This is a genomic window from Mycobacterium sp. IDUB_1, from assembly GCF_055419625.1.
In genome coordinates this window covers 547,515-572,775 of sequence record NZ_JBVAYA010000004.1, presented here as the reverse complement: position 1 = coordinate 572,775, position 25,261 = coordinate 547,515, and the positions used below count along the sequence as shown (strand labels likewise).

20 protein-coding genes are annotated in these 25,261 nt (G+C 67.0%); 11 read left to right on the top strand and 9 right to left on the bottom strand.

Annotated elements, in window-relative coordinates:
- Window positions 1-19 precede the first annotated feature (19 nt).
- Window positions 20-901, top strand: coding sequence for a universal stress protein (locus tag ACZYYX_RS23720; protein WP_463817066.1), 882 nt, complete (start codon window positions 20-22; stop codon window positions 899-901).
- Here ACZYYX_RS23720 and ACZYYX_RS23715 read toward each other — a convergent pair.
- Window positions 898-2,034 carry an acyl-CoA dehydrogenase family protein gene (locus tag ACZYYX_RS23715; protein ID WP_463817065.1) on the bottom strand — a complete coding sequence of 379 codons (1,137 nt, stop codon included), beginning with the start codon at window positions 2,032-2,034 and terminating at the stop codon, window positions 898-900. The genes ACZYYX_RS23720 and ACZYYX_RS23715 overlap by 4 nt on opposite strands.
- 20 nt (window positions 2,035-2,054) lie before the next feature.
- Entirely contained in the window at window positions 2,055-3,287 is a 1,233-nt protein-coding gene (locus tag ACZYYX_RS23710) for an acyl-CoA dehydrogenase family protein (protein ID WP_463817064.1), read from the bottom strand.
- A 204-nt stretch (window positions 3,288-3,491) separates the two neighbouring features.
- On the opposite strand from ACZYYX_RS23710, the gene ACZYYX_RS23705 reads away from it, so the two are divergent.
- Complete coding sequence (locus ACZYYX_RS23705; protein ID WP_463817062.1) at window positions 3,492-4,247, top strand: hypothetical protein; 756 nt, start codon at window positions 3,492-3,494, stop codon at window positions 4,245-4,247.
- Between the two features lie 17 nt (window positions 4,248-4,264).
- Here the strand turns inward: ACZYYX_RS23705 and ACZYYX_RS23700 are convergent, their stop codons facing one another.
- The 3 genes from ACZYYX_RS23700 to ACZYYX_RS23690 form a co-directional block, all read right to left on the bottom strand.
- Window positions 4,265-6,046 carry a putative bifunctional diguanylate cyclase/phosphodiesterase gene (locus ACZYYX_RS23700; protein WP_463817215.1) on the bottom strand — a complete coding sequence of 594 codons (1,782 nt, stop codon included), beginning with the start codon at window positions 6,044-6,046 and terminating at the stop codon, window positions 4,265-4,267.
- A 69-nt stretch (window positions 6,047-6,115) separates the two neighbouring features.
- The gene (locus ACZYYX_RS23695; RefSeq protein ID WP_463817060.1) at window positions 6,116-8,281 is read right to left on the bottom strand and encodes an Rv1355c family protein; all 2,166 of its coding nucleotides are present in this window, start codon (window positions 8,279-8,281) and stop codon (window positions 6,116-6,118) included.
- 11 nt (window positions 8,282-8,292) lie between these two features.
- On the bottom strand, window positions 8,293-8,655 hold the full coding sequence (locus ACZYYX_RS23690) for a hypothetical protein (protein WP_463817058.1): 363 nt from the start codon (window positions 8,653-8,655) through the stop codon (window positions 8,293-8,295).
- A 1,226-nt stretch (window positions 8,656-9,881) separates the two neighbouring features.
- On the opposite strand from ACZYYX_RS23690, the gene ACZYYX_RS23685 reads away from it, so the two are divergent.
- Window positions 9,882-10,334, top strand: a complete 453-nt coding sequence (locus ACZYYX_RS23685) for a MaoC family dehydratase (protein ID WP_463817057.1) — start codon at window positions 9,882-9,884, stop codon at window positions 10,332-10,334.
- Here ACZYYX_RS23685 and ACZYYX_RS23680 read toward each other — a convergent pair whose 3' ends face one another.
- On the bottom strand, window positions 10,335-11,507 hold the full coding sequence (locus ACZYYX_RS23680) for an acyl-CoA dehydrogenase family protein (protein ID WP_463817056.1): 1,173 nt from the start codon (window positions 11,505-11,507) through the stop codon (window positions 10,335-10,337).
- 80 nt (window positions 11,508-11,587) lie between these two features.
- On the opposite strand from ACZYYX_RS23680, the gene fabG reads away from it, so the two are divergent.
- The 4 genes from fabG to ACZYYX_RS23660 are packed head-to-tail and all read left to right on the top strand — an operon-like array spanning window position 11,588 to window position 15,425.
- Entirely contained in the window at window positions 11,588-12,328 is a 741-nt protein-coding gene (gene fabG, locus ACZYYX_RS23675) for a 3-oxoacyl-ACP reductase FabG (RefSeq protein WP_463817054.1), read from the top strand.
- Entirely contained in the window at window positions 12,325-13,560 is a 1,236-nt protein-coding gene (locus ACZYYX_RS23670; RefSeq protein ID WP_463817053.1) for an acetyl-CoA C-acetyltransferase, read from the top strand. Before fabG ends, ACZYYX_RS23670 begins: the two co-directional genes overlap by 4 nt.
- Window positions 13,557-14,750 (top strand): acyl-CoA dehydrogenase family protein, encoded by a 1,194-nt coding sequence (locus ACZYYX_RS23665; protein WP_463817052.1) that lies wholly within the window; start codon window positions 13,557-13,559, stop codon window positions 14,748-14,750. Before ACZYYX_RS23670 ends, ACZYYX_RS23665 begins: the two co-directional genes overlap by 4 nt.
- A gap of 6 nt (window positions 14,751-14,756) precedes the next feature.
- Window positions 14,757-15,425 (top strand): GntR family transcriptional regulator, encoded by a 669-nt coding sequence (locus tag ACZYYX_RS23660; protein WP_463817051.1) that lies wholly within the window; start codon window positions 14,757-14,759, stop codon window positions 15,423-15,425.
- An 11-nt stretch (window positions 15,426-15,436) separates the two neighbouring features.
- Here the strand turns inward: ACZYYX_RS23660 and ACZYYX_RS23655 are convergent, their stop codons facing one another.
- The gene (locus ACZYYX_RS23655; protein ID WP_463817050.1) at window positions 15,437-15,811 is read right to left on the bottom strand and encodes an NYN domain-containing protein; all 375 of its coding nucleotides are present in this window, start codon (window positions 15,809-15,811) and stop codon (window positions 15,437-15,439) included.
- A 376-nt stretch (window positions 15,812-16,187) separates the two neighbouring features.
- Between ACZYYX_RS23655 and ACZYYX_RS23650 the strand changes: the two genes are divergently transcribed.
- From ACZYYX_RS23650 to ACZYYX_RS23640, 3 genes are all read left to right on the top strand, one after another.
- Entirely contained in the window at window positions 16,188-17,213 is a 1,026-nt protein-coding gene (locus tag ACZYYX_RS23650; RefSeq protein ID WP_463817049.1) for a 3-oxoacyl-ACP synthase III family protein, read from the top strand.
- Entirely contained in the window at window positions 17,214-18,329 is a 1,116-nt protein-coding gene (locus tag ACZYYX_RS23645; RefSeq protein WP_463817048.1) for a sulfotransferase family protein, read from the top strand.
- 140 nt (window positions 18,330-18,469) lie between these two features.
- Window positions 18,470-20,815, top strand: coding sequence for a hypothetical protein (locus ACZYYX_RS23640; RefSeq protein WP_463817047.1), 2,346 nt, complete (start codon window positions 18,470-18,472; stop codon window positions 20,813-20,815).
- A 77-nt stretch (window positions 20,816-20,892) separates the two neighbouring features.
- On the opposite strand, the gene ACZYYX_RS23635 is transcribed toward ACZYYX_RS23640, so the two are convergent.
- On the bottom strand, window positions 20,893-22,545 hold the full coding sequence (locus ACZYYX_RS23635) for an acyl-CoA synthetase (RefSeq protein WP_463817046.1): 1,653 nt from the start codon (window positions 22,543-22,545) through the stop codon (window positions 20,893-20,895).
- Between the two features lie 65 nt (window positions 22,546-22,610).
- Between ACZYYX_RS23635 and ACZYYX_RS23630 the strand changes: the two genes are divergently transcribed.
- On the top strand, window positions 22,611-23,654 hold the full coding sequence (locus tag ACZYYX_RS23630; RefSeq protein ID WP_463817045.1) for a TIGR03857 family LLM class F420-dependent oxidoreductase: 1,044 nt from the start codon (window positions 22,611-22,613) through the stop codon (window positions 23,652-23,654).
- Window positions 23,655-23,681: 27 nt separating this feature from the next.
- Here ACZYYX_RS23630 and ACZYYX_RS23625 read toward each other — a convergent pair whose 3' ends face one another.
- Window positions 23,682-25,250 (bottom strand): ATP-dependent DNA ligase, encoded by a 1,569-nt coding sequence (locus ACZYYX_RS23625; RefSeq protein ID WP_463817044.1) that lies wholly within the window; start codon window positions 25,248-25,250, stop codon window positions 23,682-23,684.
- Window positions 25,251-25,261: the final 11 nt, after the last annotated feature.

The following is a 25,261-nucleotide window of genomic DNA, read 5'->3' as shown; positions in this document are numbered from 1 at the left end:
CCGTCAGGAGGCGAACTTCATGAGCCAACCAGCTGCATCGCTGGGCATCGTCGTCTGTGTGGACGGTTCGGCGGCATCCCGGGTGGCCGTCGATTGGGCCGCGCGCACCGCGGCGCGTCGCCGGGCGAGGTTGACGTTGGCGCACGTGCTGCCATCGGCCGGCATGCAGTCGTGGGTCCAGGTTCCACTTCCGCCTGCCTTTCTGCAGGACGAGCAGGACGCGGCTCGCGAGATCCTCGACGACGCATCCGTGGTCGCCCGGGCGGCCGCCGGTGAGCAGCTCGGCGGACTCGGCGAGAAGATCCTCTCCGGTCAGCCCGTCGCGGCGCTGGCCGACCTGAGCGCCGACGCCGACATGATCGTCGTCGGCAGCCGAGGGCTCGGCACGTGGGAGCGGCGACTCCTGGGGTCGGTCAGCACGGGTCTGGTGCACCACGCCACATGTCCGGTCGCCGTGATTCGCGACGAAGATCCGCTCATCGCCCATCCGGATCAGGCGCCGGTGGTGGTGGGCATCGACGGATCCCCGGCCAGCGAGCACGCCACGGCGATCGCGTTCGACGAGGCGTCACGGCGCGGGGTCGACCTGGTGGCGGTGCACACCTGGAGCGACGCGGGATACGAACTGCCCGACGAGCCCTGGACCGAGGCGCAGCCGGAAGAGGACATGCTGCTGGCCGAGCGGCTCGCCGGCTGGCAGGAGCGCTACCCCGACGTCACGGTGCGCAGGGTGGTCTGCCGCGATCAGCCGGCCCGCCGGCTCCTCGACGAGGCGGCGACGGCCCAGCTGGTGGTTGTCGGCAGCCACGGACGCGGCGGGTTCGCGGGCATGCTCCTCGGGTCGGTCAGTACCCAGGTCGTGCAGTCCGCCCGCACGCCGGTGATCGTCGCGCGCCGCTAGCGGGTCAGAGCCGCATACCGATCGACGTGGAAGTCGGTCGAGCCGAACTCGAACTGCAGCGCCGTTAGGCGCTTGAAATAGTGGCCGATCGCCAATTCCTCGGTCATCCCCATCCCGCCGTGCAGTTGGACCGCCTGCTGGCCCACGAAGCGGGCTGCCCTCCCGACGGTCGCCTTGGCGGCTGACACCGCCCTGGCACGGGTGGTGGCGTCGTCGTCATCGAGATGCAGCACCGCCAGATACACCGCCGCCGCGGCCTGTTCGACCTCCATGTACATGTCCACCATGCGGTGCTGCAGCACCTGGAATGCGCCGATCGGCTGGCCGAACTGCTTGCGCTGCTTGGCGTAGTCGACCGTGTCGGCCAGGACCTTGCGCATCGCGCCGACCGCTTCCGCGCACACCGCTGCGGCTCCCTCGTCGCGCGCGCGAGAGATCGAGGGCCAGGCGCCGCCTTCCTCGCCCAGCAGTGCCGCGGTCGGAACGCGCGCGAGCGTGATGTCCGCGGCGAGCCGATCGTCGATGGTGCGGTAATGGTGCATGTCCAGACCCGAGGGCGCCGAGCCGATGTCGACGGCGAACAGGGAGATGCCGTCGCTGTCGGCAGGGGCGCCTGAGGTGCGGGCGGTGACGAGCACATGGTCGGCCAGGGGTGTGCTCGCCGAGACGATCTTCGTTCCCGTGAGCACCCAGCTGTCACCGTCGCGTTCGGCCACGGTCGAGACATCCTGCCAGTTCTCACCCGACGTCGGCTCAGTCGCCGCCGTGGTGACCACCGTTGTCCCCGAGACGATTCCGTCGAGCAATGTGGTCGCCAGCGGGCCCTCGGCACGGCGCAGCAACCCGGCCGCCACCACCGCGGTGTCGACATAGGGCTCGATGGCCAGCGCATGGCCGAGTGCCTCGCAGATCAGCATCATCTCGACCGACCCCCCGCCGATCCCGCCGTGTTCTTCAGGCAACGTGGCACCCAGGATGTCCAGTTCCTCGGCGAATGCCCGCCAGATCTCGGGCTGCCAGCCTGCTCCGGATTGTGCTGCGGTACGGCTCTTTTCGAGGTCGTATCGCGTTGCGAGGAACCGTGTCAACCCGGTACGCAACAGATCCTGCTCGTCGTTGAACGTGAAGTCCATTCTTTCCCTCTACAGCCCCTCTAGAGTCCCAGTGCCGCTTTGGCCAGGATGTTGCGTTGAATCTCGTTGCTGCCGGCGTAAATCGAGCCGGCGCGGTCGTTGAGGTACCGCAGAGGGGCGACCGCCTGCCACGGCTCACCACTGACGTAGTCGCCTGCGGGCGGCTCGAAATGGGCGATCGGACCGCCGGGACACGTGGCGTGCGGTTGGTACGCGCGGCCCCGAGGACCTGCGGCCTCCATGGCCAACTCGGTGATGTGCTGGCTCAACTCGGTGCCGAGCACCTTGAGCATCGACGACTTGGCGCCGGGATTGCCGCCTGCGGCCACCACCGCGAGCACCTGGTACTCGAGGATCTCGAGGACTTCTGTGCGGATTCGCACGTCGGCGAGCTTGCGGGCGAACGCCGGATGATCGAGAAGTCGCCCACCGGCCGGACCGGGTTGCTCGGCGGCCGCCGCGGCGATGTCCTCGACCATCACCTGCAGCCCGGGCGCCGCCGCCCCGCCGCCCCGCTCGAACTCGAGCAGGTACTTCGCGACCGTCCACCCGTCGTCGATCTCCCCGATGATGTTGTCTTTGGAGACCCGCACCTCGTCGAAGAACACCTGGTTCTGTACCTCCTCGCCAGAAGTCATCACCAGTGGCCGGATCTCGATGCCCGGTGTCGCGAGATCGACCAGCACGAACGTGATGCCGCGCTGCTTCTTGTCCGACCGGGTCGTGCGCACCAGCGCGAACATCCAGTTGGCTTCCCGGGCGTGGGTGGTCCAGATCTTGCTACCCGTGCAGACCAGGTGGTCGCCGTCATCGCGGGCTGCCATCGACAGCGCGGCGAGGTCCGAACCTGCTTCCGGCTCCGAGTAGCCCTGGCAGAAGAACACCTCACCGGTGAGGATTCGGGGAAGGAAATAATCCTTCTGCGCGTCCGTGCCGAACTCGATGATCGCGTGGGCGACCATGCGGATGCCCATCGGCGAGAGCGAGGGCGCGCCGGCCAGCGTCGACTCCCGGCTGAAGATGTAGTGCTGCGTGAGCGTCCAGTCGCAGCCGCCGTGGGCGACCGGCCACGCGGGCGCGGCCCAGCCCTTGTCGTGGAGAATTCGCTGCCACTCCATGCTGGCCTCATGGTCGGCGTACACGCTGGTCATCAACGTGCCCGCGCGCCGCAGCTGCGGAGTGAGGTTCTCCTCGAGAAAGGAACGTACCTCGTCGCGGAAGGCGAGATCGGCGGGCGACCAGGTCAGGTTCATGCCAAGAGAGTAAACCTAGTTAGTTAGGTGGAACACCACCCGGGTATCGGTGGCACCGGCCCTCTCGTGGCCGGTGGTAGGTTTATTGTGTTGCCACGTCCGGTGATGGCACATTTCAGCAACGCCCGGATATTCTTGTCGCGATCCCGCTGACAGGACTATGCGAACTGGCTGACACATTCGGCAAATCAGAGGCGGATAACGGTGTATCCCGATGTGGTGTGGCACGACGAAGTCGACGTCGTGTGTACCGACGTCGGCCCTGCGGGGCTACTGTGTGCCCTCGCCGCATCTGCAGAAGGCGGTGACGTGATGGTGGCCGCACAGCCGCGCCACACGCGAACCTGGTTCGACACGCTTCGCGGTGATGCCGCCACCACGGCCTACGCCTCTGCCCTCATCGACGACATCGACGTCAAGAACCTGCCCGACGACCCCGATGTTTTCCCCGCCCGCGCGGTGAAGCCGGTGGAGACCGCGCCTGCTGGTCGCAAGAAGCGCATGGTGCCGCCGTTCGATGGTGGCCGGCTTCGGCGCTGGACAGGGGAATGTCTGGCCTCGCCGTTGGGCTACCTCTACACCCGCGTCACCGACTGGCCGTCGTCGCAAGTGGTGTCCGCCGACGGTGACATCGTGGATGTGAGCACCTCCGACGTTCCGGCGAGCGCACTCGGCGAGCCCGGGGGGCTGGACGCGTGGTTGACCGCGCAGGCGCGGGAGCACCGCCTCGTGGCCGAGCCGGTCGAGGCCATCGACCGGCTGGTGTTCGACGACTCCACGGTGGCCGGGGTGGTCTTCGCCACCGCGGACGGCCCGCTGGCGGTCCGCGCGCGGCACGGTGTGCTGCTCTGCGGGCCGCCGGGTCTCGCGCTGCAGGCGCCGAATCGTCCCGGGAAGGTCGCGCTGGTCGGCAGGTCGGCCAGTCGGTTCGGCCGGGTCGAACTCCTCACCGGCAACTAGACCGGGCGCCACGTCGCTCAGAAGTCGACGTCGATGCGACCCTGGGACAGCAGTGACTCCATCGGTCCGGCAGCGATGGGCCGGGACAGCAGGAAACCCTGAGCGCGGTGGCACCCGTGGCGCAGCAGTGTCAGCGCGGCGGCCTTGGTTTCCACCCCCTCGGCGACCAACTCGAGACCGAACGCCTCGGCCAGCGCGATGATGGCTCGCACGATCGCCAGATCGCCTGGGTCAGAACCTAATTCGGTCACAAAGCTGCGGTCGATCTTGAGGGTGTCCACCGGCAGTGACTTCAACTGTGACAGCGCACTGTAACCGGTGCCGAAATCGTCAATGGCGACCTGGACGCCGGCCTCTTTCAGGCCGGCGAGCGTGATGCGCGTCGTCTCGATGTCCTGGACCACCACCGTCTCGGTGATCTCCAGGCACACCGAACCCGGCGGCAGGCCGTTGTCCGCCATCGCACCCTTGACGCTCTCCACGAAGCCCTCGGTGACGAGCTGGACGGGGGACACGTTGATTCGCATCACGGATTCGGTTCCGTGGCCGCGGGATCGCCAGGCAGCGAACTCGGCGCACGCAGTGCGCAGGACCCACCGGCCCAGCTCACCGGCCATGTTGATCGACTCGGCGACGCCGATGAACGAGTCCGGGGTCAGCAGGCCGCGCGTGGGGTGCTGCCAGCGCACCAACGCCTCCATGGCGACGATGTCGCCGGTCCGCATGTCGACCTCGGGCAGGTAGTGCAGCAGGAGGGCACCGCTCTCGACCACGGTCTGCAGATGCAGCTCGATGTCGTTGCGGAACTCGTTCTCCATGGACATGTCATCGGTGAACACCGCCACCTGGTTGCCGCCGGAGTTCTTCGCTGTCAGCACAGCCTGGTCGGCCCGGCGCAGGAGATCCGAGGTGCTGTCACGGCCGGGCATCCCCAACGCCACCCCGATGCTCACGGTGCGCGTCAGCATCTCCCCGTCGATGGACACCCGCTCCCGCAGAGCTGTCTGCAACCGCAGCGCGAGCGCCTCTGCCGCCGCGGCGTCCATCGGGGTGGCAGGCACCACCACGAACTCGTCACCGCCGAGCCGCGCGATCAGAGTGGGGCCATCGGAGCTGCGGCGGAGCCGTTCGGCGAGCACCCTGATGAACCAGTCGCCCGCCGTGTGGCCCAGATAGTCGTTGATCGCCTTGAGCCGGTCGAGATCGAAGAAAAGAGCCGACACCGGCCCGGGTTGGCCGTCAGTCAGACGCGCGTCCAGATGGCTCAGTAGCGCGCGCCGGTTGTAGAGGCCGGTGAGATCGTCGTGATCCGCGAGATAGCGCAGCTGTTCTTCGGCGTCGACGCGCGCCTGGACCTGCGCCAGCAGGGAGGCGATCGCCTTGAGCGCGTTGAGTTCGGCCTCGGTCCAGTCGCGGTCCCCGAACTTCACGAAACCCAGCACCCCGGACGTCACCTCGCCGGAGAGCAGCGGCACGCACGCCATCGAGGTCGCCGCCACCTGTCGGCCCTCGTTGATGGTGCGCTGGTAGTCGTCGGTGGCCGGCTCGGGCCGGAAGACCACCGGCTCCTTCTGGTGCTCGGCCATCGCGAAGACGGGATCGGCGTCTGTGAAGTACACGACGGCGAGTGGATCCGGGTCAGGGATGCCCGGCCGCACCGGCCACTCGGCCACCAGCACCGACGCCCGGATCGTGTGATCGTTACGTCGGAGGAAGCTGACGTCGACGCCGAAAAACGCCACCAGGTCGGCGAGCACGTTCTGGCAGAGATCTTTCACCGTCGCGGACGTGGCACCCATGAGTTGCGTCGCGACCGATGTCACCACCAGGTCCAGGCTCTCGGGCAAGCGACCCTCTCCGTATCCGCGTCAGTTCGGTGACGAGTTGTCTTCCCGGCCGCGACGCCGGCTGACGACCGACGGTCTCGGCGCTCGGGACAGCCTCAGCACCAACGCCAGTGACTCAGCGGGATTCGCGGATACCAACGTCCGGAAAGTGTATTGCAGGTCAGCCAACGTATCGGCGAAGCGCGGCGACAGCGCGGCAAAGTCTTCGCTGTCGGCGGCGTACAGAAAAGCCGGCGACACCGGTTGCACGGCTAATCCATGCTGCTGGGCGCATATCCACACCGACTCCACCGCAGCTCCGGCGCGGGCGTAGTCGATGAGCGTGTGGCCCGACACGGTGATGATCGCCACACCTGCGGCCGCCGACACCTTCGTCCGGCTGTCATCGCCGAGCGCGGTGCCCCCGTCCCATGCCGCCAGATGCGCCATGACGTCGCCGCGACGCAGGATGTCGAGCAGGACCAGGTCGGCGTCGTCGAGATCGAGGCTGCGCACCTCGATCCCGGTGTCCGGCGAGGGATGCCCGGGCCACCGCAACTCGTCGATCATCTGTGCGTGCAAATGTGGTGTCAGGTAACGGATCCGGTCTGCAACGGCCAGGATCGCGGCGGCGCGTTCGAGGTCGGACGGATCGGTCAGCAGGCACAACCGCGCACCTTCGAGGTCGGCCGCTGCTCTCAGCTCGGAGACGAGCGCATCATCGAGCTCGACGCGCGTGCCCTGCCGACGATTGGTCTCCCTTCGCATCATCGCGGGATAGAGCTGGGCCAGCGCGCCGTCGGGTTCGGTGCCGCCGAGGTACACGACAGCGCTCAGTGGGAAACGCTCGTCGCCGAGAAGGAAGTCGACGCGCGCCCCGAATCCCCGGGCTGCGGCGGCAACCCGCGCATTGAACGTGGCCGCGCCGACGGCCACCGCGCTTCCGCGGAATCCGACGTCCATAGCCGAGGTGAGGTCCGGATCGAGATGGATGGCCAGGCTGCGATCCGGTGGCTCGATCCGCTTCTCGATGATCCACGGTTGGGTATTGCCGCCCGACGGCGCCCGCTGCGCCGCTGCGGCGACCACGTCGATGGTCTCCCCGACCGGCGCTATCGGGGTCTCGCCCTCCGGGCGTTCGCCCGACCCCGCGGCATCGAGCCCGCGGCGGGGTTCGCGCATGTGGTCGAGCAGTGCAGGCACGTCCACCTTGACCCGGCCGGAGGCCAGCGGTTCGCCCAGCCCGATACGCCGGACCGCCTCGGCCACCGACGCGGCGCCGACGGCCACCTCTGAAGACAGCTGCGGCCACGTCGTGAGAGTGGCGCCGACCTCGAGCAGCGACGCCGCCATCCGCGACGGCAGACCGGAGGCATCGATGATGCGGAGAACCCGCGGCACTTTCTCCTTGGTGCTGAGGCCGGCCAACGCCGCGGAATCCATCTCGGCGAGGTCGCCCAGCATCCCGTGCAGCAGCGGTCGGTCGCGTTCGGTGTCGAAGCGTTCGACGTCCAACAATCCGCCGCTGCTCGTGGCCATCAGCACCGGGATACCGCGAGCCCGTGCCGCGGCCCGGACGAGAACCTTGGCGTCCAACGAATCGCATTCCTCCACCAGAACATCGAGCCCGTCGAGGAATGCGTCGACGGTGTCGGGCGTCAACCCGTCGTGCTGCACGACGACGGGGAGGTAGGGGTCGAGTTCGGCGAGCCGCCGCGCACACACCACCGCCTTGTTCACCCCGACGTCGAGAAGGGTGGCGGGCACCCGATTCAGATTCGACACGTCGATGGCGTCGAAGTCGGCGAGCCGGAGTTCACCGCACAACCCCTGGGTGGCCAGGGTGTGGGCGATCGCATGCCCGACACTGAGCCCCACCACGCCGATCCGCAGCCGACCCAGTGTCTCCATCTCGTCGGCGGAGATCAGATTGCGATTGCGATCCAATCGCAGTCGGCGGTACCCGTGGGGGCCCAGGACACGGGCGAGCACGCGCCGCCAGGGGTAGTACGCCCAGCGGTCGGGCTCGTCGGCGATATCGGCCGATACCGCAGGGCGCACCGCGGCCAGCTCCGCACGCTGTGCAGAGATCGTGTCGACCACTTCGACGCGGGGGTCGTCGCGCAATGCCGCCCACCGCTCCGCATCCCGCGGGTCGTCCGGGTCGAGCACCGATGCGGCACAGGGCTGATCGGCGGCATCATCCATCCCACCCGCGCTCATCCCAGCCGCCGCGCCGCGCCCGCGAGCGCCGCGTCCTCGGCGAAGTCTGCCCCCGGCGTCATGGCCCGCTTGTCGGCCAGGAATGCGGCGAGCTGACGGGGCTGCGCGTGGTTGGCGAACGTGAGGCGATCCCACCAGGCGATCCTGGTCTGGTACCGCACGTCGGGATAGGGCGTCGGCGGGATCTTCGCAGCCAGTACTCCGCCCGAGGTCAGCCACCTTTTCAGCACGTAGGACGCTGCGGTCGCGACGACGAACTGGATGCCCAGCAGGTCCATGGCGTGCAGGGGGGTGCGAGCGATGCTCGTGGTGAGTCGCCGGCTCAACTCGGGATCGTCGGCGACCCAGGCGGTCTTCATTTCCGCCACCCCGAACGGCAGACGGTCAGCAACCATTTTTCGGACCGCATCCTCGCCTTCTTGCCCCGCCCATTCCTCGATCGCATGGCATTCGGCTATCGACCTATAGGGCCCCTTTGCGCGCAGTCCACCCACAACTCGACCGGCCTGATTGACGCATGCGGCGAATAGTGCCGTGTCGTCTCCGCGGTGTAAGGCGCGTGTGTCGATCGCAGCACCGATGCCGTGTTGTTGGTAGCTGTGTGACGCTCCGGCCACGAAATCGGACCACAACTCGGGTTCCGTCGAGGGCCGCGCATAGACGACGGTGCATTCAGTGACCGGGTCCCAATATCGCGGACTGGCGCCCAGCCGGTCGACATCGAGGTCAGCAAAGGCAAAGTCGGGTCGGGTCATTTCGATCCATTCGTCCGGCGGCGCAATGGTGGGGGCGGGTGCTGCGCGGAACGCGGAAAAACACGTTCATTCTCAAGTATCTCGCCCATCCACAGTCAAATTCCAGCTAGCCGGAAGAAGTCACCCACTTAATCTGAATCCGGTAAAGGTCACGATCAGGTCACGATCACGACACCCGTGTTCATGGCAATTGCCGGGATCGGAGTCGGCCCAGCTCAGGCGGCCATGTCGTTGCGGTGGCGAAGAATCGATCCCAGGTGGTTTCGATCGCAAGGGGCGTCGCCTGGCACCCCTGTCTCCTTTGCTCTTTTTGCAATCTCGGGGATGGATTCGCACTGCACATCGCCGCGCTGACGGCACCGTCAGCGCGGTTACCGTCCAGTAACGACCCTGTTTCGCGGCTGCTGACCCGGGGGCGGCAACGCGGCTCGCCATCCGGTGCCGACGCAGGGCGTGGGCGTTGCGTGGAAGCCGTGTCCGTGTGGCACCTCTGCCCGGCGGGTGCTGTGACGAGCGGATTTGGCCATAAATCAGCGGCCCGGCGGTGTTTGCCAAACTCGCAAATCGCGATAACGACGCGGCGGTGCCGCAAATGTTATTGACTCTCGCGACAGAAATCCGCGCGACGTAATCGCCCATTCCTGTTATCTCACATTACTCATCCAGAAAACGAAATGAGAAGACACAGCAATTTCCTCGGCGGAACAGGCTGCAGATATTCCGGCACTCGCTGACACGATTTCCGGGGACCGGTCCGGCGACCTATCGCACCACCCCGCTATGGCACTGTGGGGAACCGGCATCAGGGCTGTCAGTCAAAGGAGACGCAGGTGAAGAAGTTCAAGGATCTGGCCGAGTTCGTCGACGCGGAGGGTTCGCAGCTCGGGCCCACCGGCTGGCTCGAGATCACGCAGGACCGCGTGAATCTGTTCGCCGATGCCACCGATGACCACCAGTGGATTCACGTCGATCCTGAGCGGGCAGCCGGCGGGCCCTTCGGCGGGACGATCGCACACGGGTTGCTGACCCTGTCACTGCTGCCGCACTTCACCCACCAGCTCTACACCGTCGACAACGTGGCGATGGCGATCAACTACGGCTACAACAAGGTCCGATTCATCACCCCGGTGCGCGTGGGTGCGCGGCTACGCGCACGCGCACAGATCTCGACGGTGAGCCGACTCGACAGCGCCGTGCAGGCCACACTCGCGGTCACCGTCGAGATCGACGGATCTGACAAGCCCGCGGCGATCGCCGAGTCGATCGTGCGTTTCGTCGGCTGATCAGCGGGCGGCCGCAGACGCCGCTCTGACCAGCCCGCCGCCGACGATGAGTCGCTGGATCTCGCTGGTGCCCTCGTAGAGCCGGAGCAAGCGCACGTCGCGGTAGATCCGTTCCACCGGCACGTCGCGCATGTAGCCGGCGCCGCCGTGGATCTGGACGGCGAGGTCGGCCACGCGCCCCACCATCTCGGTGCAGAACAGTTTGACTGCCGAGGGAGCCAGCCGGCGGTCTTCGCCGCTCAGCCACTGTCGGGCGGCGTCGCGCACCATGGCCCGGCCGGCCATCACCCCGGTGTACTGATCGGCGAGCATCGCCTGCACGAGCTGGAATTCGCCGATCGGTGTACCGCCCTGAGTCGCTGTCGCGGCGTAGGCGACAGATTCGTCCAGGGCTCGCGCAGCGGTGCCGACCGCCAGCGCCGCGATGTGTACCCGGCCTCGAGCCAGAGATGCGAGCGCGGCCCGGTAGCCGATGTCCTCGGCGCCCCCGATGAGCGCGCTGCTGCCGACCCGTACGTCGGTGAAGGACACATCGGCGGTCCAGGCACCCTCCTGGCCCATCTTCTTGTCCTTCGCGCCGACCGTCACCCCCGGGGCGTCGGCGGGAACGAGGAACACCGCGATGCCGGCGCCCTGCGCGTCGGCGGGCCGGGTGCGTGCGAACGTGATGAACAGATCCGCGGTCGGGGCATTGGTGATGTACTGCTTGGCGCCGTTGATGACCCAGCCGTCGCCGTCACGAGTTGCCTTGGTGCGCAGGCCCGCCGGGTTGGACCCCGCGCCGGGTTCGGTCAGCGCGAACGACGCGACCACGTCTCCCGACGCGATGGGCGCCAACCAGGTGGACTTCTGTTCGTCGGTGCCGTAGCCGACGAGCACCTGTCCGGCGATGCCGTTGTTGGTGCCGAACATCGACCGAAGTGCGAGCGAGGTGTATCCGAGCTCCATGGCGAGCTCGACGTCCTGAGCGAGGTTCAGGCCGAGCCCGCCCCAGTCCTGGGGGATCGCGTATCCGAACAATCCCATCTTCTTGACCTGCTCGCGGAGGTCGTCGGGAACCCGGTCCTCGGTCAGGATCTCCTGTTCGCGGGGGACGACGACGGTCCTGACGAAGTGGCGCGTCTGCGCGAGGATCTCGCGGAAGTCCTCGTCACTAACCTCGGCGCTGGTCATCGGTCTCCTCGGGTCGTGTCCACAATTTCGTATATGAAATACGATATCGCCTCGAAGTCAGACGACGTGAGGATGGGCACATGGGGTTACTGAGTGAGCGGGTCGCGGTGGTCACCGGCGGAGCGCAGGGATTGGGCCTGGCGATCGCCCGGCGATTCGTCGACGAGGGAGCGCAGGTGGTGCTCGGCGACGTGAACCTCGAGGCAACGCAGGCCGCGGCCGAGGGGCTCGGGGGTGCCGACGTCGCCCGCGCGGTGCAGTGCGACGTCACCAGCGCCGAGCAGGTCGACGCGTTGGTCGCAGCGGCGGTCGAGCACTTCGGCGGTCTGCACGTGATGGTCAACAACGCGGGTATCACCCGCGACGCGACCATGCGCAAGATGACCGAGGAGCAGTTCGATCAGGTGATCGCCGTGCACCTCAAGGGCACGTGGAACGGTCTGCGCGCAGCCTCGGCGCTGATGCGGGAGAACAAGCGCGGCGCGATCGTGAACATGTCGTCGATCTCGGGCAAGGTCGGCATGATCGGCCAGACCAACTACTCGGCCGCCAAGGCCGGCATCGTCGGGATGACCAAGGCGGCAGCCAAGGAGCTCGCCTATCTCGGGGTGCGGGTGAACGCGATCCAACCCGGACTGATCCGGTCGGCGATGACGGAGGCCATGCCGCAACACATTTGGGACTCCAAGGTGGCCGAGGTGCCGATGGGCCGCGCCGGGGAACCGGACGAAGTGGCGGGCGTCGCGCTCTTCTTGGCCAGCGACCTCTCCTCGTACATGACGGGAACAGTCCTCGAGGTCACCGGCGGACGTCACCTGTGACCCGTGCGGCGGTCATCTGCGAGCCGGTACGTACTCCGATCGGGCGCTACGGCGGCATGTTCGCGTCGCTGACGGCCGTCGACCTCGGCGTCGCAGCGCTGCAGGGCCTGCTCGCTCGCACCGGTGTGGGTCCTGAGAGTGTTGAGGACGTCATCGTCGGGCACTGCTACCCCTCGATGGAGGCGCCGGCCATCGGCCGCGTCATCGCCCTCGACGCCGGCCTCCCGGTGACAGTGCCCGGCATGCAGGTCGACCGACGCTGTGGGTCTGGACTGCAAGCGGTGATCCAGGCCTGCCAGCAGGTCGCCGCGGGCGACCACGAAGTCGTGATCGCCGGCGGGGCAGAGTCGATGAGCAACGCGGTGTTCCACTCGACCGACATGCGGTGGGGCGGAGTCCGCGGCGGCATCACGGTGCACGACGCGCTCGCACGGGGCAGGACCACGGCGGGCGGCAAGCACCATCCCGTGCCCGGCGGCATGCTCGAGACCGCGGAGAACCTCCGCCGTCGCTACGGGATCGGGCGTCAGGAACAAGACGAGCTCGCGGTGCGCTCACATCAGCGCGCCGTCGCAGCTCGCGCGCAGGGCCTGCTCGCCGAAACCATCATCGGAGTGACCGTCAGCTCTCGCGGTGGTGAAGACGTGATCGACACCGACGAGCACCCCCGTGCCGACACCTCGCTGGACAAGCTCGCCGCACTCCGGCCCATCCTCGCGGCCTCCGATCCGGAAGCCACTGTGACAGCCGGTAACTCGAGCGGCCAGAACGACGCGGCGTCGATGTGCCTGGTCACCACCGCAGAGAAAGCAGAAGAACTCGGACTGACGCCGCTGGTCACGCTCGTGTCGTGGGCGGTCGCCGGTGTGGGTCCCGAGGTGATGGGTATCGGCCCCGTGCCGGCGACCCGGCAGGCGCTCGCCAGAGCAGGCCTGAGACTGTCCGATGTCGACCTCATCGAGCTGAACGAGGCGTTCGCGGCCCAGGCGCTCGCCTGTACGCGCGAATGGGGTTTCAGAGCAGAAGATTTCGACCGCACCAACGTGCACGGGTCGGGCATCTCCCTGGGGCACCCGGTCGGGGCCACCGGTGGGCGGATGCTCGCGACACTGGCTCGTGAGTTGCACCGACGAGGCGGCCGGTACGGATTGGTCACCATGTGCATCGGCGGCGGGCAGGGGTTGGCCGCCGTCTTCGAAAGGACGTCCGTCTGTGAAAGGGCAACGCGATGACCAGACTGGCTCAAACCCTCGGACTGACCGAGCTCCAGACCGAGATCGTCTCGACCGTGCGGGCATTCGTCGACAGGGAGGTCATTCCGGCCGCCCAGGAACTCGAGCACTCCGACACCTATCCGCAGGCGATCGTCGACGGCATGAAAGACCTGGGATTGTTCGGGCTGATGATCCCAGAGGAGTACGGCGGGCTCGGCGAGTCGCTGCTGACCTATGCGCTGTGCGTCGAGGAGCTGGCCCGTGGCTGGATGAGTGTGTCCGGAGTGATCAACACCCACTTCATCGTCGCCTACATGATCCGGCAGCACGGCACCGACGCGCAGAAACGAAACTTCCTGCCGCGCATGGCAACCGGTGAGACTCGGGGTGCATTCTCGATGTCGGAGCCCGAGCTCGGCTCCGACGTGGCGGCAATCCGGACCAGGGCTGTCGACAACGGCGACGGCACCTACACGATCCACGGCCAGAAGATGTGGTTGACCAACGGGGCCAGCTCGACATTGGTGGCCGCGCTGGTGCGCACGGAGGAGGGGGCGGACCGCCCCCATCGCAATCTGACCGCCTTCCTCGTCGAAAAGCCCACGGGCTTCGGCGAAGTGGTGCCGGGCCTCATCATTCCCGGCAAGCTCCACAAGCTCGGCTACAAGGGCATCGACACCACGGAACTGATCTTCGACGGCTACCGTGCCCAAGCCGCCGACATCCTCGGGGAAGCACCAGGACAGGGCTTCTTCCAGATGATGGACGGGGTCGAAATCGGTCGTGTCAACGTCTCGGCCCGGGCCTGTGGGGTCGGCGTCCGGGCGTTCGAACTCGCGGTGCGCTACGCACAGCAGCGCAGCACCTTCGGCAAGCCGATCGCCGAACATCAGGCCATCGCTTTCGCGCTGGCCGAGATGGCCACCAAAGTCGAAGCGGCCCATCTGATGATGGTCAACGCGGCACGCCTCAAGGATTCCGGCGACCGTAACGACGTCGCGGCAGGTATGGCGAAGTACTTCGCGAGCGAAGCCTGCGCCGAGGTCACTCAGCAGAGCTTCCGCATCCACGGCGGCTACGGCTACTCGAGCGAGTACGAGATCGAAAGACTCATGCGTGACGCGCCGTTCCTCCTGATCGGGGAGGGCACCAGCGAGATCCAGAAGAACATCATCAGCAAGCGGCTGCTCGCCGACTACCGGGTGTGACCGGCAATGAGCACCCCCGATTTCGCGAGCAGGCCACAGCTGGCCGAGGATGTGGCGGCGGTGGTCCGGCGCAGGATCTTCGACGGCACCTACACGGCGGGGAGCTACGTGCGACTCGAACAGCTCGCCGCCGAACTCGGCATCAGTGTGACCCCGGTGCGTGAGGCACTCTTCGAGCTGAAGGCCGAAGGCCTGCTGGACCAGCAGCCGCGACGTGGCTTCGTCATCCGGCCGGTCACCGAGCGCGACATCACCGACGTCGCCGAGGTGCAGGCCTTCATCGGAGGGGAGCTGGCTGCGCGCGCGGCTGCTGCGATCACCGACGCCGAGCTGGCGGACCTGTCGGCGGTCCAGGCCGGCCTCGAGGCGGCGTACGCCGCCGGTGACGGGGAGCGGGCGGTCCGGCTGAACCACGAGTTCCACCGCGCGATCAACGTCGCCGCGCACTCTCCGAAACTCGCGCAGCTGATGTCTCAGATCACCCGGTACGCGCCCGAGGCCGTGTTTCCCGCAGTGGACGGCTGGCCGCAGAACTCGAACCGGCACCATCGGCGCGTGCTGGCCGCCCTCGCGGCACGCGATCAAGCGCAGGCCCGCGCGGCCATGGCCGAGCACCTCACGGCCGGGGCCTCGCCGTTGATCGACCATCTGACCCGCCGCGGAGTCATCGACTGATCGCCGCTAGCTCACTGGTTCGCCATCAGGGCGCGCAGCCGTGCGGGCGACGCCACGATGGCGCCGGCGGACCGGACCCGCTCGGTCAAGGCGCGGTCAGAGGTGACGACGACGATGTCGTCCGGGCGCTCGTCGGCCTGGACCAGCCTGACGATCTCTGCGTCAGCCGAGTCGGGTGCTGGGCACGGCGCGTGCGCGACGGTGATCACCGAGGACTCGATCGGCGGGCGCGGCGGCTGTTCGAAAACCACGGTCACGTCGGTGCCCTCGGTGCCGGCCCACCGCTCGAGTGCGTGCACCAGCGCGATCATCGCTGCGTGCCGGTCGCGCCACCAGCCGTCGGGCCTGGCGCCGATCACGTTCATCCCGTCGACGACCCAGCGCATGCGATCAGGCTATGACGCGCAGCCGACTATGTTGCTGGCCGGTAGCGAGCGCATGAGCAGCAGGAAAACACTGGTGATGATTCGTGCCCTCCACAGCAGATCATCAGCTAACCTTCGGCCAGGTAGAAATATTACGGAACTGTCAATATAGAGGGCCGCGTCGGGGGACAATCTATGAGCGGCCTGGTAGAAGGTCGTGCCAAATTCTCAGGCTTGCCCAATCCGCTGACAGGTGTCGAAGGGCAGGGTAACTTCCAATGCGCAGTGACAAGACGCTATGTTTCGTGTGCTGCAATTGCGGAGCCGCCCCGTGGCTCATAGGTTATGACCAGCTCACCGCAATGATCGCGCCACTACTGAACAGGGGGATCGGCTCATGACGCTTCCAACTCTTTACTTCTCGCGGCCTGCCACAGTGCTGCCCGAAACAGCAATGGACAACGACGAGGTTCTCGCGCTCGTTCGCGGCGAGTTCACAGGTCCGGCCGCGGAGTGGGACGGAGTCGAGCAAACCATTCGCTACGTCTTCGACCGCTGCAACACCAAGACCCGCTACCTGGATCAGAGCACGACTCTGTCGCCGGGAGAGTTTGCAACGCAGGCGGCGCTGGCCTGTCTGGAGCAGAACCGCGTGGCGGCCACCGATCTGGATCTGGTGGTCTACGGCGGTATCGCCCGCGATAACTTCGAGCCGGCGACGGCCGCGGAGGTCGCCGGTCGGCTCGGCGCACGTCCACTGCATGCCACCGACGTCACCTGCGCGTGCGCCGGCCTGATCGAGGCCATGCACACGGTCGCCGGATATTTCGCGCTACATCCGGAGATGAAGACCGCCCTGATCTGCGCCGGTGAGCTGACTCGCGACCGCATCACCTACGACATGCGGGGTCTGCAGGACGTTGCGGTGTTCGCCGCCGGGCTGACCCTGGGCAACGCCGCTGCTGCGCTGCTGGTGTCGCGCGAGCCGCTGGCCGGCGGCAGTGCTCGGCTGGAGGGCATCTTCCACAAGACGCTGTGTGAGCACTACGGACTGTGCAAGACGCCGGTCGACGGGCACTTCACGTCGAAGTCCAAGGAGCTGTTCGCGCTCTCGGTCCACGTACCACCCGCGATTCGCGAGATGCTCGCAGAGCTCGGCTGGTCCTCGGAAGAGATCGACCACTATGCCTTGCACCAGCCCAGCGAGGCGGTGCTCGAGCGGGTCTTCACCGAGCTCGGCGCCCGCCCGCAGGCCTGTGTGCACACACATTCGCTGTTCGGCAACACCGCGAGCACCGCGTGGGCGCTGGCGCTCGAGTACCGGCTCAAGCACGGCACGGTCGAGCCCGGTGACAAGATCGTGATGGCAAGTGCCGCAGCGGGATTCACCATCGTGGGTGCCGCCGCCGTGTGGGAGGGCTGAATGGACCGGTACCTGCGGGTCTACCGAGTCATCAACAAGACCTTCGGGTTGTGGCTGCGGCCACTCGGTACCTTTCTGATCCTGCAGGTGCGAGGAGGCGTGTCCGCGGCCACCATGGGCCTGGACCGCCTCGTGTTCCCGCGCTACAAAGACGAGCCGATCGATCGCCCGATCTTCATCATCGGCAACCCGCGCAGCGGCACCACCTTCCTGCACCGCTTTCTGCTGAGTAACGGCGGCCTGTCGGCGTTCGAGCTATGGGAGATGCTGTTTCCGGCGATCAGCGCGCGCAAACTGCTCGGTCGGATCGTGCCCAAGCTGGATCGGCTCTCGCCGGCGCGCTATCACCCGTCGGATGTGCACGACACCAGCTTGCGCGGCATCGAGACCGACGACCCGGCGTGGTTCTTCCACACCCTCGACGGCCCGTTCGCCTGGGCGTACTTCCTGGCCTGGCAGGACACCTGGGGGAGCGACCTGTCGCGGCGCTGCTTCGGCATCGACGGCGCGGCTCCTCGGGAGCGGGAGCGATTCTTCGGTTACTACGAAGAGCTCTGGCGAAGGAACCTCTTCTACAAGAAGGATCGTCGCATCCTCGCCAAGACGAGCATGCTGACATTCCGCCTCGACGAGGTGCTCGAACGCTATCCGGATGCCAAGCTCGTCTACATCGTGCGCGATCCGGTCGAGGTCATCCCATCGGGTATGTCGCTGATCGCGAGTGTGCTGGAGAACGGCTACGACGCGTTCAATCGCACATCCGCCGAGGACCAGCAGCGCTGGGTAGAGAACCTCTACCAGGCATCCTGCGCAATGCTGAAGGTGTTCCACGACGCCTACACCTCGGGCCAGATCCCGGAGAAGAACCTGTGTGTGGTGCGCTATCCCGATCTGATCCAGAACCTGGAGCCGACGATCGAGCGCATCTGTGAGTTCGCCGAAATCGAGCCCACCGCGTCATTCCTGGCCGAGGTGCGTGCGCAGGCCGAGAAGCAGCGGTCGTACAAGAGCAAGCACCAGCACGCCCCCGACCGCTTCGGGCTGAGCGCGGAGCGGATTCAGAACGACCTGTCCTTCGTGTACGACACCTTCGACCTGCCTCGAAAGGTCGGCTGAACGGCGGTAGGTAAGACGGCGGTCACCCGCCGGTCAGCAAAATAGTGAAAGTTTTCTGGTTAACTCTGGAAACGGGCTGTGCGAACGGTCCTGAATTGTATAGTTTCGGTCACAAGTCGCTTGTAGTCCTGGGGAGAGCAATGAACGCTGGTTGTTACGTCGGTCGTATCGGAGGCCTGGCGGTCGCCCTGGGTGTAGGCGCCGCGGTCTTCGCGGGCCAAGGGGTGGCCTACGCGGACTCCACCGATGCGGGTTCGACATCGGATACGGGCAGCCAGACTCCCGGTGGCGCCCTGGGCGCTGGCAAAGGGTCGAGCAAAGAGACGGGCGCCGGCGGCCAGGACACCAAGGACGCCAAGGACGTCAAGGACACCGGAACTGACGGCGACAAAGACGCCGACAAGGCCCCGGACAAGAAGGACCGCAAGAACGTCTGGAAAGAACTGTTCAGCGGTCACAAGCCCAAGCCGGGAACCGAGACGGACCAGCCGTCCGACACTCCGCAGGTGCCCTCTGACGACGCGACCGAGACGCCCGGCGACGACACCGACACGGTGAAGGCGCCCCCGAAGAAGCCGCGCTGGTCCTGGAAGCCTGCCGAGGCCGGCGCATCGACCGGAGACGACACCGAGAGTGTCACTCCCACCGTCACCGACGAAGCGGCTCCGACGAAGACGACGAAGACGCCCAAGGGTCTGAAGGGTCTGCTGTCGACGATCACCGTCGATGCCCCCGAAGCAGCCACGACTCCCAAGACGCTGGTCAACGTGTCGACCGCGTCGGCGAAGACGACCACCGAGGTCGCGACAGACACCGAAGAGGCCTCGACCACGACCGTGTCGCAGGGCCCGCTCGTGACGCTGTTCAAGCGCTTCCTCGACGTGTTCAGCGGCAACGCACCCGCGGCGCCGAATGCGAACTCGCCGTTCGCGTGGCTCGTTGCCGCGGCGTCACGCCGCGAACTCGACTCGCAGGCGCAGCCGAGCGATCCGACGATGGTGTGGAACGGCCTCGAGGTCCGTCCGGTGGGCGAGCCCACGATCACCTCGTTCTACGGCAAGTACACGATGGTTCCGGCGTTCCCGGGCGTGCTCCAGGGCAAGCAGGACTTCGATCTCATCGATCCCGAGACCGGCGACACGGTGGCCACCATCAAGGGTCTCGTCGCGATGAACAACGACATCGGTGCGGGTAACCGCTCGCTGCAGATCGTCGTCCTCGACGTCACGAACGTCGCCGAGGGCTACCAGCAGGGTGTCGACAACAAGGACATTCCGCCGGACGGTTCGATCTTCGCCGTCATCACCAACGGTCGCGCCGGACAGGTGTACTCCGCGCTCGCCCAAGAGGGCACGGATGTGGTGTCCTACAGGTACGTCACGCGATTCGGGTCGCTGCCGCTCAACGGGGACCCATTCCGGCGCAACTACAGCGCGGCCGATTTCCTCACCGACTACGAGGGCATCAACCGGCCGATCTACCTGACCAATGGGTACCACATCAAGCCGGTCCAGGATGACACGCTGGAGTACACCGGGTTCGTCGGATACGAGCCGCTGTTCAACGCGATCCAGGGCACGCAGAAGTTCGGGATCTACGACGATGAGACCAACACGCTCATCGGCACCTTCGACGGCGTGACCACCGTGACATCGGACTTCTGGGGCACCACCAGCCAGGCGATCATCGTGACCTCCGTCGACGGCCCATCCGGCGTCGAAGACGGGATGATCCCGCCGGTCGGATCGGTCTACAACATCATCTACTGGAAGGACGCGTCGGAGTACGCGCTCTACTACTCCCTGCCCCAGGAGGGCAACGACATCGTCAAGACGCTGCTGATCTCGCAGACCCGTAAGGGCCAGGTCGTCGACGAACTGCCGCTGAGCTTCAACGCCTCCGACGAGCCCACCCGCGACTCGTACACCGTCGGTGACTACACCTTCAAGCCGACGTCGGACATCACCTACACCGGGGTCAACGGCCTGCCCCCGCGCGAGGTCATCGTCCAGGGCTACCAGCAGTTCGACGTGTTCGACTCCAAGGGCGTCAAGATCGGCAGCGTCGACGCCGACGTCAGCACTCAGTGGGACCTCTCCCGCGGGTACTCGAAGGCGATCCTGGTCACCGATGTCAACAGCTCCGTCAACGGAGTCGGCACCGCCAAGGGCGAGGTCCCTCCGGTCGGCTCGATCTTCAACATGAAGTACATGGGCAACTCCCCGTTCGGTGAGGGGTATTACTCGATGCCCGACCCGGACGGCGACAAGACGCGTTACGAGCTGCGCACCATCTTCGGGGCGATCCCGCTGTTCAACATCTACAACGCGTCGAAGGGGTTGGCGGACTACGACTTCTACACGCCCTACGGTAAGGACAGCGCGCAGAACAACCTGTTGAGCTTCGCGGGTGCGCAGTCCGGTGGACTGCTCGGCGCCGACCAGGATCTGTGCCTGCTCGACGGCTCGGCCTGCGACGTCGCCTGATCTCGTCACACCAGCGGTGCGTCGCCTGAATCAGGCGGCGCACCGCTGCTGTGTGGGCCGAATCGTGGTGTAATAGCTCAGGATTCGGCGCTCGCCTGGTCGCGCGCCCAGCGGTAGTCGGCTTTGCCGGCGGGGCTGCGCTCGATGATGGGCCGGAACACCACGGCTTTGGGCAACTTATAGCGCGCGAGCACGGTTCCCGCGTGGTCGATCAGCTCCTGCGCCGTGGCCTCGACACCGTCGGCGAGCGCGACGACGGCGACCACCTCCTGCCCCCATCGGTCGCTGGGTCTACTCGCGACGACGACGTCGGCCACGGCCGGGTGCGACGCCACGGCGGTCTCCACCTCCTCGGCGAAGATCTTCTCTCCGCCGGAGTTGATGGTCACCGAATCGCGGCCGAGCAGTTCGATCACGCCGTCGGCGAGGTGACGAGCACGATCGCCCGGAACGGAGTAGCGGACGCCGTCGATGACCGGGAAGGTGGCCGCCGTCTTGGCTGCATCGCCTTTGTAGCCGAGAGGGACGTAGCCGCGCTGCGCCAGCCATCCGATGCCGTCGTGTCCCGGCTCGAGGATGGAGCCGAGATCTTCTGCGGTGACAAAAGTGTCGGGTCCGGCGGTGAAGGTGCCCGTCGACACCGCGCCCGGCGCCGACATGTGGGTCATCTGGGCTCCGGTCTCCGAGGAGCCCACGCTGTCGACCACCATCAGGTTCGGTTTGGTGTCGATCAGGCGCTGCTTAGCGGTCGGCGTCAGCCGGGCTCCACCGCTGGCCACCACGGCCAGCGAGGACAGGTCGGCGTCGGTGCGCTCGAACGCGTCGGCAAGCGGACGCGCCATCGCATCGCCGACCACGGTGACGGTCAGCACCTTTTCCCGTTCGATCGTGCGCACGACATCGTCGACGTCGAGGTGATCGGTGACCGCGGAGAACACCACTGTCTGACCCATCGTCATCGAGGTCATCACGGCCCACTGGGCGGCCCCGTGCATCAGCGGCGGCAGCACCAGCAACTTGGTGCCTGGTGACTCTGCGCAGCGCGTGGCCAGGTCGGCGTAGCTCATAGCGGTCTCGCCGGTGTAGAGGCTGCGACCGCCGAACGACGCCATGAAGATGTCGTGCGATCGCCACAGCACACCCTTGGGCATACCGGTGGTGCCGCCGGTGTAGAGCACGTAGAGGTCGTCCGGTGACGGCTCGACCGGCGGGGCATCGGCCGGACCGTCGGCCACGATCGACTCGTAATCGACTGCGCCGGGGAGTAATTCATTGCCGGAGTCGTCGGCGATCTGGATCAGCACCCGCACTGAGGGGAGGTCGGGGAGGACCTCGGCCAGGCGCGGGGCGAACGCGGCGTGATAAAGCATCGCCGTGGCGCCCGCGTCCGCGAGCAGGTACTGCAGTTCGCTCCGGACGTAGCGGTAGTTCACGTTGAACGGCGCCACCCGGGCCCGCCAGGCGCCGAGCATGCCCTCGACGTACTCGGGTCCGTTGTGGGCGTAGATGCCGAGCAGGTCCTGTCCGACCTCATGGCCGGCCAGCGCCGACCGCTCGGTGTGGCAACCGAGGCCTTGGCTGTGGAGGTAGCCGGCCAGCCGATTCGACCGTTCGACGGTGTGCGCGTAGGTGAAACGTCGATCGCCCGCGACGATGAACTCGCGGTCGCCGATGACTGCGGCGATGGCGTCCAAGGCACCGGGGACGGTGAAGTGTGTCGGCTCTGACATGGTCTGGACTCTAGACTCCGCCGTCGCTCGAATGAACACATGTGCCGAAGTTGTATGGTCGTCGCATGGACCGGGTGCTCGGCGAGCTGGGGTACTACCTGTTGGCCGGCGCGGGTGGTGACGGTCCGGCGAGCCTGCTCGAAGAGGCTCGCCACGGGGAGGCGCTCGGATTCGGCACCGCGTTCATCTCCGAACGGTGGAACGTCAAGGAGGCTTCCTCGTTGACCGGGGCGGCGCTGGCCGTGACCGAGCGTATGCAGATTGCGACGGCGGCGACCAACCACAACACCCGCCACCCGCTGATCACCGGTTCGTGGGCCACGACGATGCACCGCCTCTCCGGAGGCAGATTCACCCTCGGCATCGGGCGCGGAATCGCGGCCATCTATCAGGGTTTCGGAGTGCCCGCGGTGACCACCGCGCAGATGGAGGACTTCGCGGAGGTGATGCGCACACTGTGGCGCGGCGGGGCCATCGTCGGCCACGACGGGCCGATCGGCCGGTACCCGGTGCTCTACCTCGACGGCGACTTCGACGAGGACATTCGGCTGGCGATCGTCGCGTTCGGTCCGCAGACGCTGGCATTGGGCGGGCGCCAGTTCGACGACGTCATCCTCCACACCTACTTCACTCCGGAGACGCTGCAGCGAGCTGTACGCATCGTCAAGAGCGCGGCCGAGCAGGCCGGCCGGGATCCTGGGCAGGTGCGGGTCTGGTCGTGCCTTGCCACCGTCGGCGATCACCTCCCCGAGGAGCTGCGGCTGAAGAAGACGGTGGCTCGACTGGCGACCTATCTCCAGGGTTATGGTGACCTACTGGTCCGCACCAATGAGTGGGATGCGGCTGTGCTGCAACGTTTTCGCGCCGACGAGGTGGTGCAGTCGGTTGCGGGCGGTATCGATCACAAGGCGACACCGGAGCAGATCGAGCACATCGCGACGCTGATCCCCGACGAGTGGTTGGAGCCGGCGGCGACGGGTTCGGCGTCGCAGTGTGCTGCGCGGGTGCGCGCGGAACTCGACTATGGCGCCGACGCGGTCATCATGCACGGCGCCACACCCGACGAGCTGGAGCCTGTGGTCGCGGCGTACCGCGCGGCCGAATCCTGACGCCCGGCCCGGCTTGTCTCTGCCGGATCAACCGCTGCGGTCGTGGAAGGCTCGCACGGTGGCGACGGTGTCGGCCTCGGCGGCCGTCTTGTCGTCGCGGTAGCGCAGCACACGGGCGAACCGCAGGGCCATCCCGGCGGGGTAGCGCGTCGAGGTCTGGATTCCGTCGAAGGCGATCTCGACGACCTGTTCCGGCCGCACCGTCACCACGTAGCCATCGGTGGGACCTGTGCCTGATGTCGCGGCCGGCGCCGCTCCGTCAGCGAGCTCGAGAAAGCGCTGGGTCTGCCACGCCAGCATCTCGTCGGTCATGCCCTTGAACGTCTTGCCCAACATCTTCAGCTCGCCCGTCGTCTCGTCCCGGGCGCCGAGATGGATGTTGGACAGCTTGCCGGTGCGCCGCCCCGACCCCCATTCGACGGCCAGCACCACCAGATCGAGCGTGTGCACCGGTTTGATCTTCAGCCAGCCGGCGCCGCGGCGGCCTGCCTCGTAGGCGGCGTCGACGGACTTCGCGATGACACCTTCATGGCCCGCTGCCAGCGTGGCATCCAGGAAGCGGTGCGCATCGTCGGCGTCGGAGGTGACCAGCCGGTCGACCCGCTGATCGGACGGCACGAGGGCATCCATCACCGCGATGCGTTCGTGCGCCGGGCGATCCAGCAGGTCGGTTCCGTCGGCGCGCAGCAGATCGAAGAAGAAGACCGACAGCCGCTGCTCGTTCGGGCCGGAGCTGCCCCGCCGCCCGAACCGCGACGCGGTCACCTGGAATCGGTGCGGTCGCCCGTCGGGTTTCAGCGCGATGGCCTCCGCATCGGCGATCAGGTCCGTCACCGGCAGCGCCAGCACCGCATCGACGACCTCGGGCAGCCGCGCCGTCACGTCGTCCAAGCTGCGGGTGAAGATCGACACCTGATCGCCGTCGCGATGGATCTGCACGCGCGCCCCGTCGAGTTTGGCCTCGAAGACCGCGGTGCCGCCCAGACGTTCCAGCGCGTCGGCCACATCGGTGGCGGTCTGCGCGAGCATCGGACCGACCGGGGTGCCGACCCGCAACGTGAACTGCGCCAGCGCGTCTTCACCGCCGGCGAGCGCGGCCGCTGCCACGGATGGGAGGTCACCGCTGAGCATCGCGGCCCGGCGCACCGACGGCGCCGGTGCACCGGACGCCGCGGCGACCGCGTCGACCATCACCCCGATCAGCGCGCCCTGGCGCAACTCCCCGCCCAGCAGCCGGCGCAGGAACGCCTGCTCGACGTCGGTGGCCGCGGCGAACAATCCGTGAAGCAGCTCCGCGCGACGCGCCTGCGAACCCTTGCCCGCGGTCGCCCCGATCTGGGTGAACGTCGCCTCCACCTGATCCACCGTCAGCACCGGTGCACGGGCGGGAGCCGGCAGCGACCGCAGCGCGGCCCACCCGACACCGATCTGGCGCTGCGTGAGCTCACCGGAGAGCCACGACACCACGACGGACACCACCTCGGAGGACTCGGCTCCGGCCTGGCTCAGCAGCTCGCCGAGCCGTGCGCGTTTCGCCAGCCGTGACGACGAGGCCGCCACGTCCGTGGAGGCTTTCGCGACGTCTGCTACGAGCACACAGCCACCCT

Excerpts from the sequence above, each read along its gene's own strand:
- ACZYYX_RS23645 (WP_463817048.1), top strand. The coding sequence starts at position 17,214 with ATGGACCGGTACCTGCGGGTCTACCGAGTCATCAACAAGACCTTCGGG.
- ACZYYX_RS23720 (WP_463817066.1), top strand. The coding sequence starts at position 20 with ATGAGCCAACCAGCTGCATCGCTGGGCATCGTCGTCTGTGTGGACGGT.
- ACZYYX_RS23650 (WP_463817049.1), top strand. The coding sequence starts at position 16,188 with ATGACGCTTCCAACTCTTTACTTCTCGCGGCCTGCCACAGTGCTGCCC.
- ACZYYX_RS23700 (WP_463817215.1), bottom strand. The coding sequence starts at position 6,046 with ATGGGTGCCACGTCCGCGACGGTGAAAGATCTCTGCCAGAACGTGCTC.
- ACZYYX_RS23655 (WP_463817050.1), bottom strand. The coding sequence starts at position 15,811 with ATGCGCTGGGTCGTCGACGGGATGAACGTGATCGGCGCCAGGCCCGAC.
- ACZYYX_RS23710 (WP_463817064.1), bottom strand. The coding sequence starts at position 3,287 with ATGAACCTGACCTGGTCGCCCGCCGATCTCGCCTTCCGCGACGAGGTA.
- ACZYYX_RS23690 (WP_463817058.1), bottom strand. The coding sequence starts at position 8,655 with ATGAAGACCGCCTGGGTCGCCGACGATCCCGAGTTGAGCCGGCGACTC.
- ACZYYX_RS23630 (WP_463817045.1), top strand. The coding sequence starts at position 22,611 with ATGGACCGGGTGCTCGGCGAGCTGGGGTACTACCTGTTGGCCGGCGCG.
- ACZYYX_RS23680 (WP_463817056.1), bottom strand. The coding sequence starts at position 11,507 with ATGACCAGCGCCGAGGTTAGTGACGAGGACTTCCGCGAGATCCTCGCG.
- ACZYYX_RS23640 (WP_463817047.1), top strand. The coding sequence starts at position 18,470 with ATGAACGCTGGTTGTTACGTCGGTCGTATCGGAGGCCTGGCGGTCGCC.
- fabG (WP_463817054.1), top strand. The coding sequence starts at position 11,588 with ATGGGGTTACTGAGTGAGCGGGTCGCGGTGGTCACCGGCGGAGCGCAG.
- ACZYYX_RS23635 (WP_463817046.1), bottom strand. The coding sequence starts at position 22,545 with ATGTCAGAGCCGACACACTTCACCGTCCCCGGTGCCTTGGACGCCATC.
- ACZYYX_RS23695 (WP_463817060.1), bottom strand. The coding sequence starts at position 8,281 with ATGGATGATGCCGCCGATCAGCCCTGTGCCGCATCGGTGCTCGACCCG.
- ACZYYX_RS23660 (WP_463817051.1), top strand. The coding sequence starts at position 14,757 with ATGAGCACCCCCGATTTCGCGAGCAGGCCACAGCTGGCCGAGGATGTG.
- ACZYYX_RS23665 (WP_463817052.1), top strand. The coding sequence starts at position 13,557 with ATGACCAGACTGGCTCAAACCCTCGGACTGACCGAGCTCCAGACCGAG.
- ACZYYX_RS23715 (WP_463817065.1), bottom strand. The coding sequence starts at position 2,034 with ATGGACTTCACGTTCAACGACGAGCAGGATCTGTTGCGTACCGGGTTG.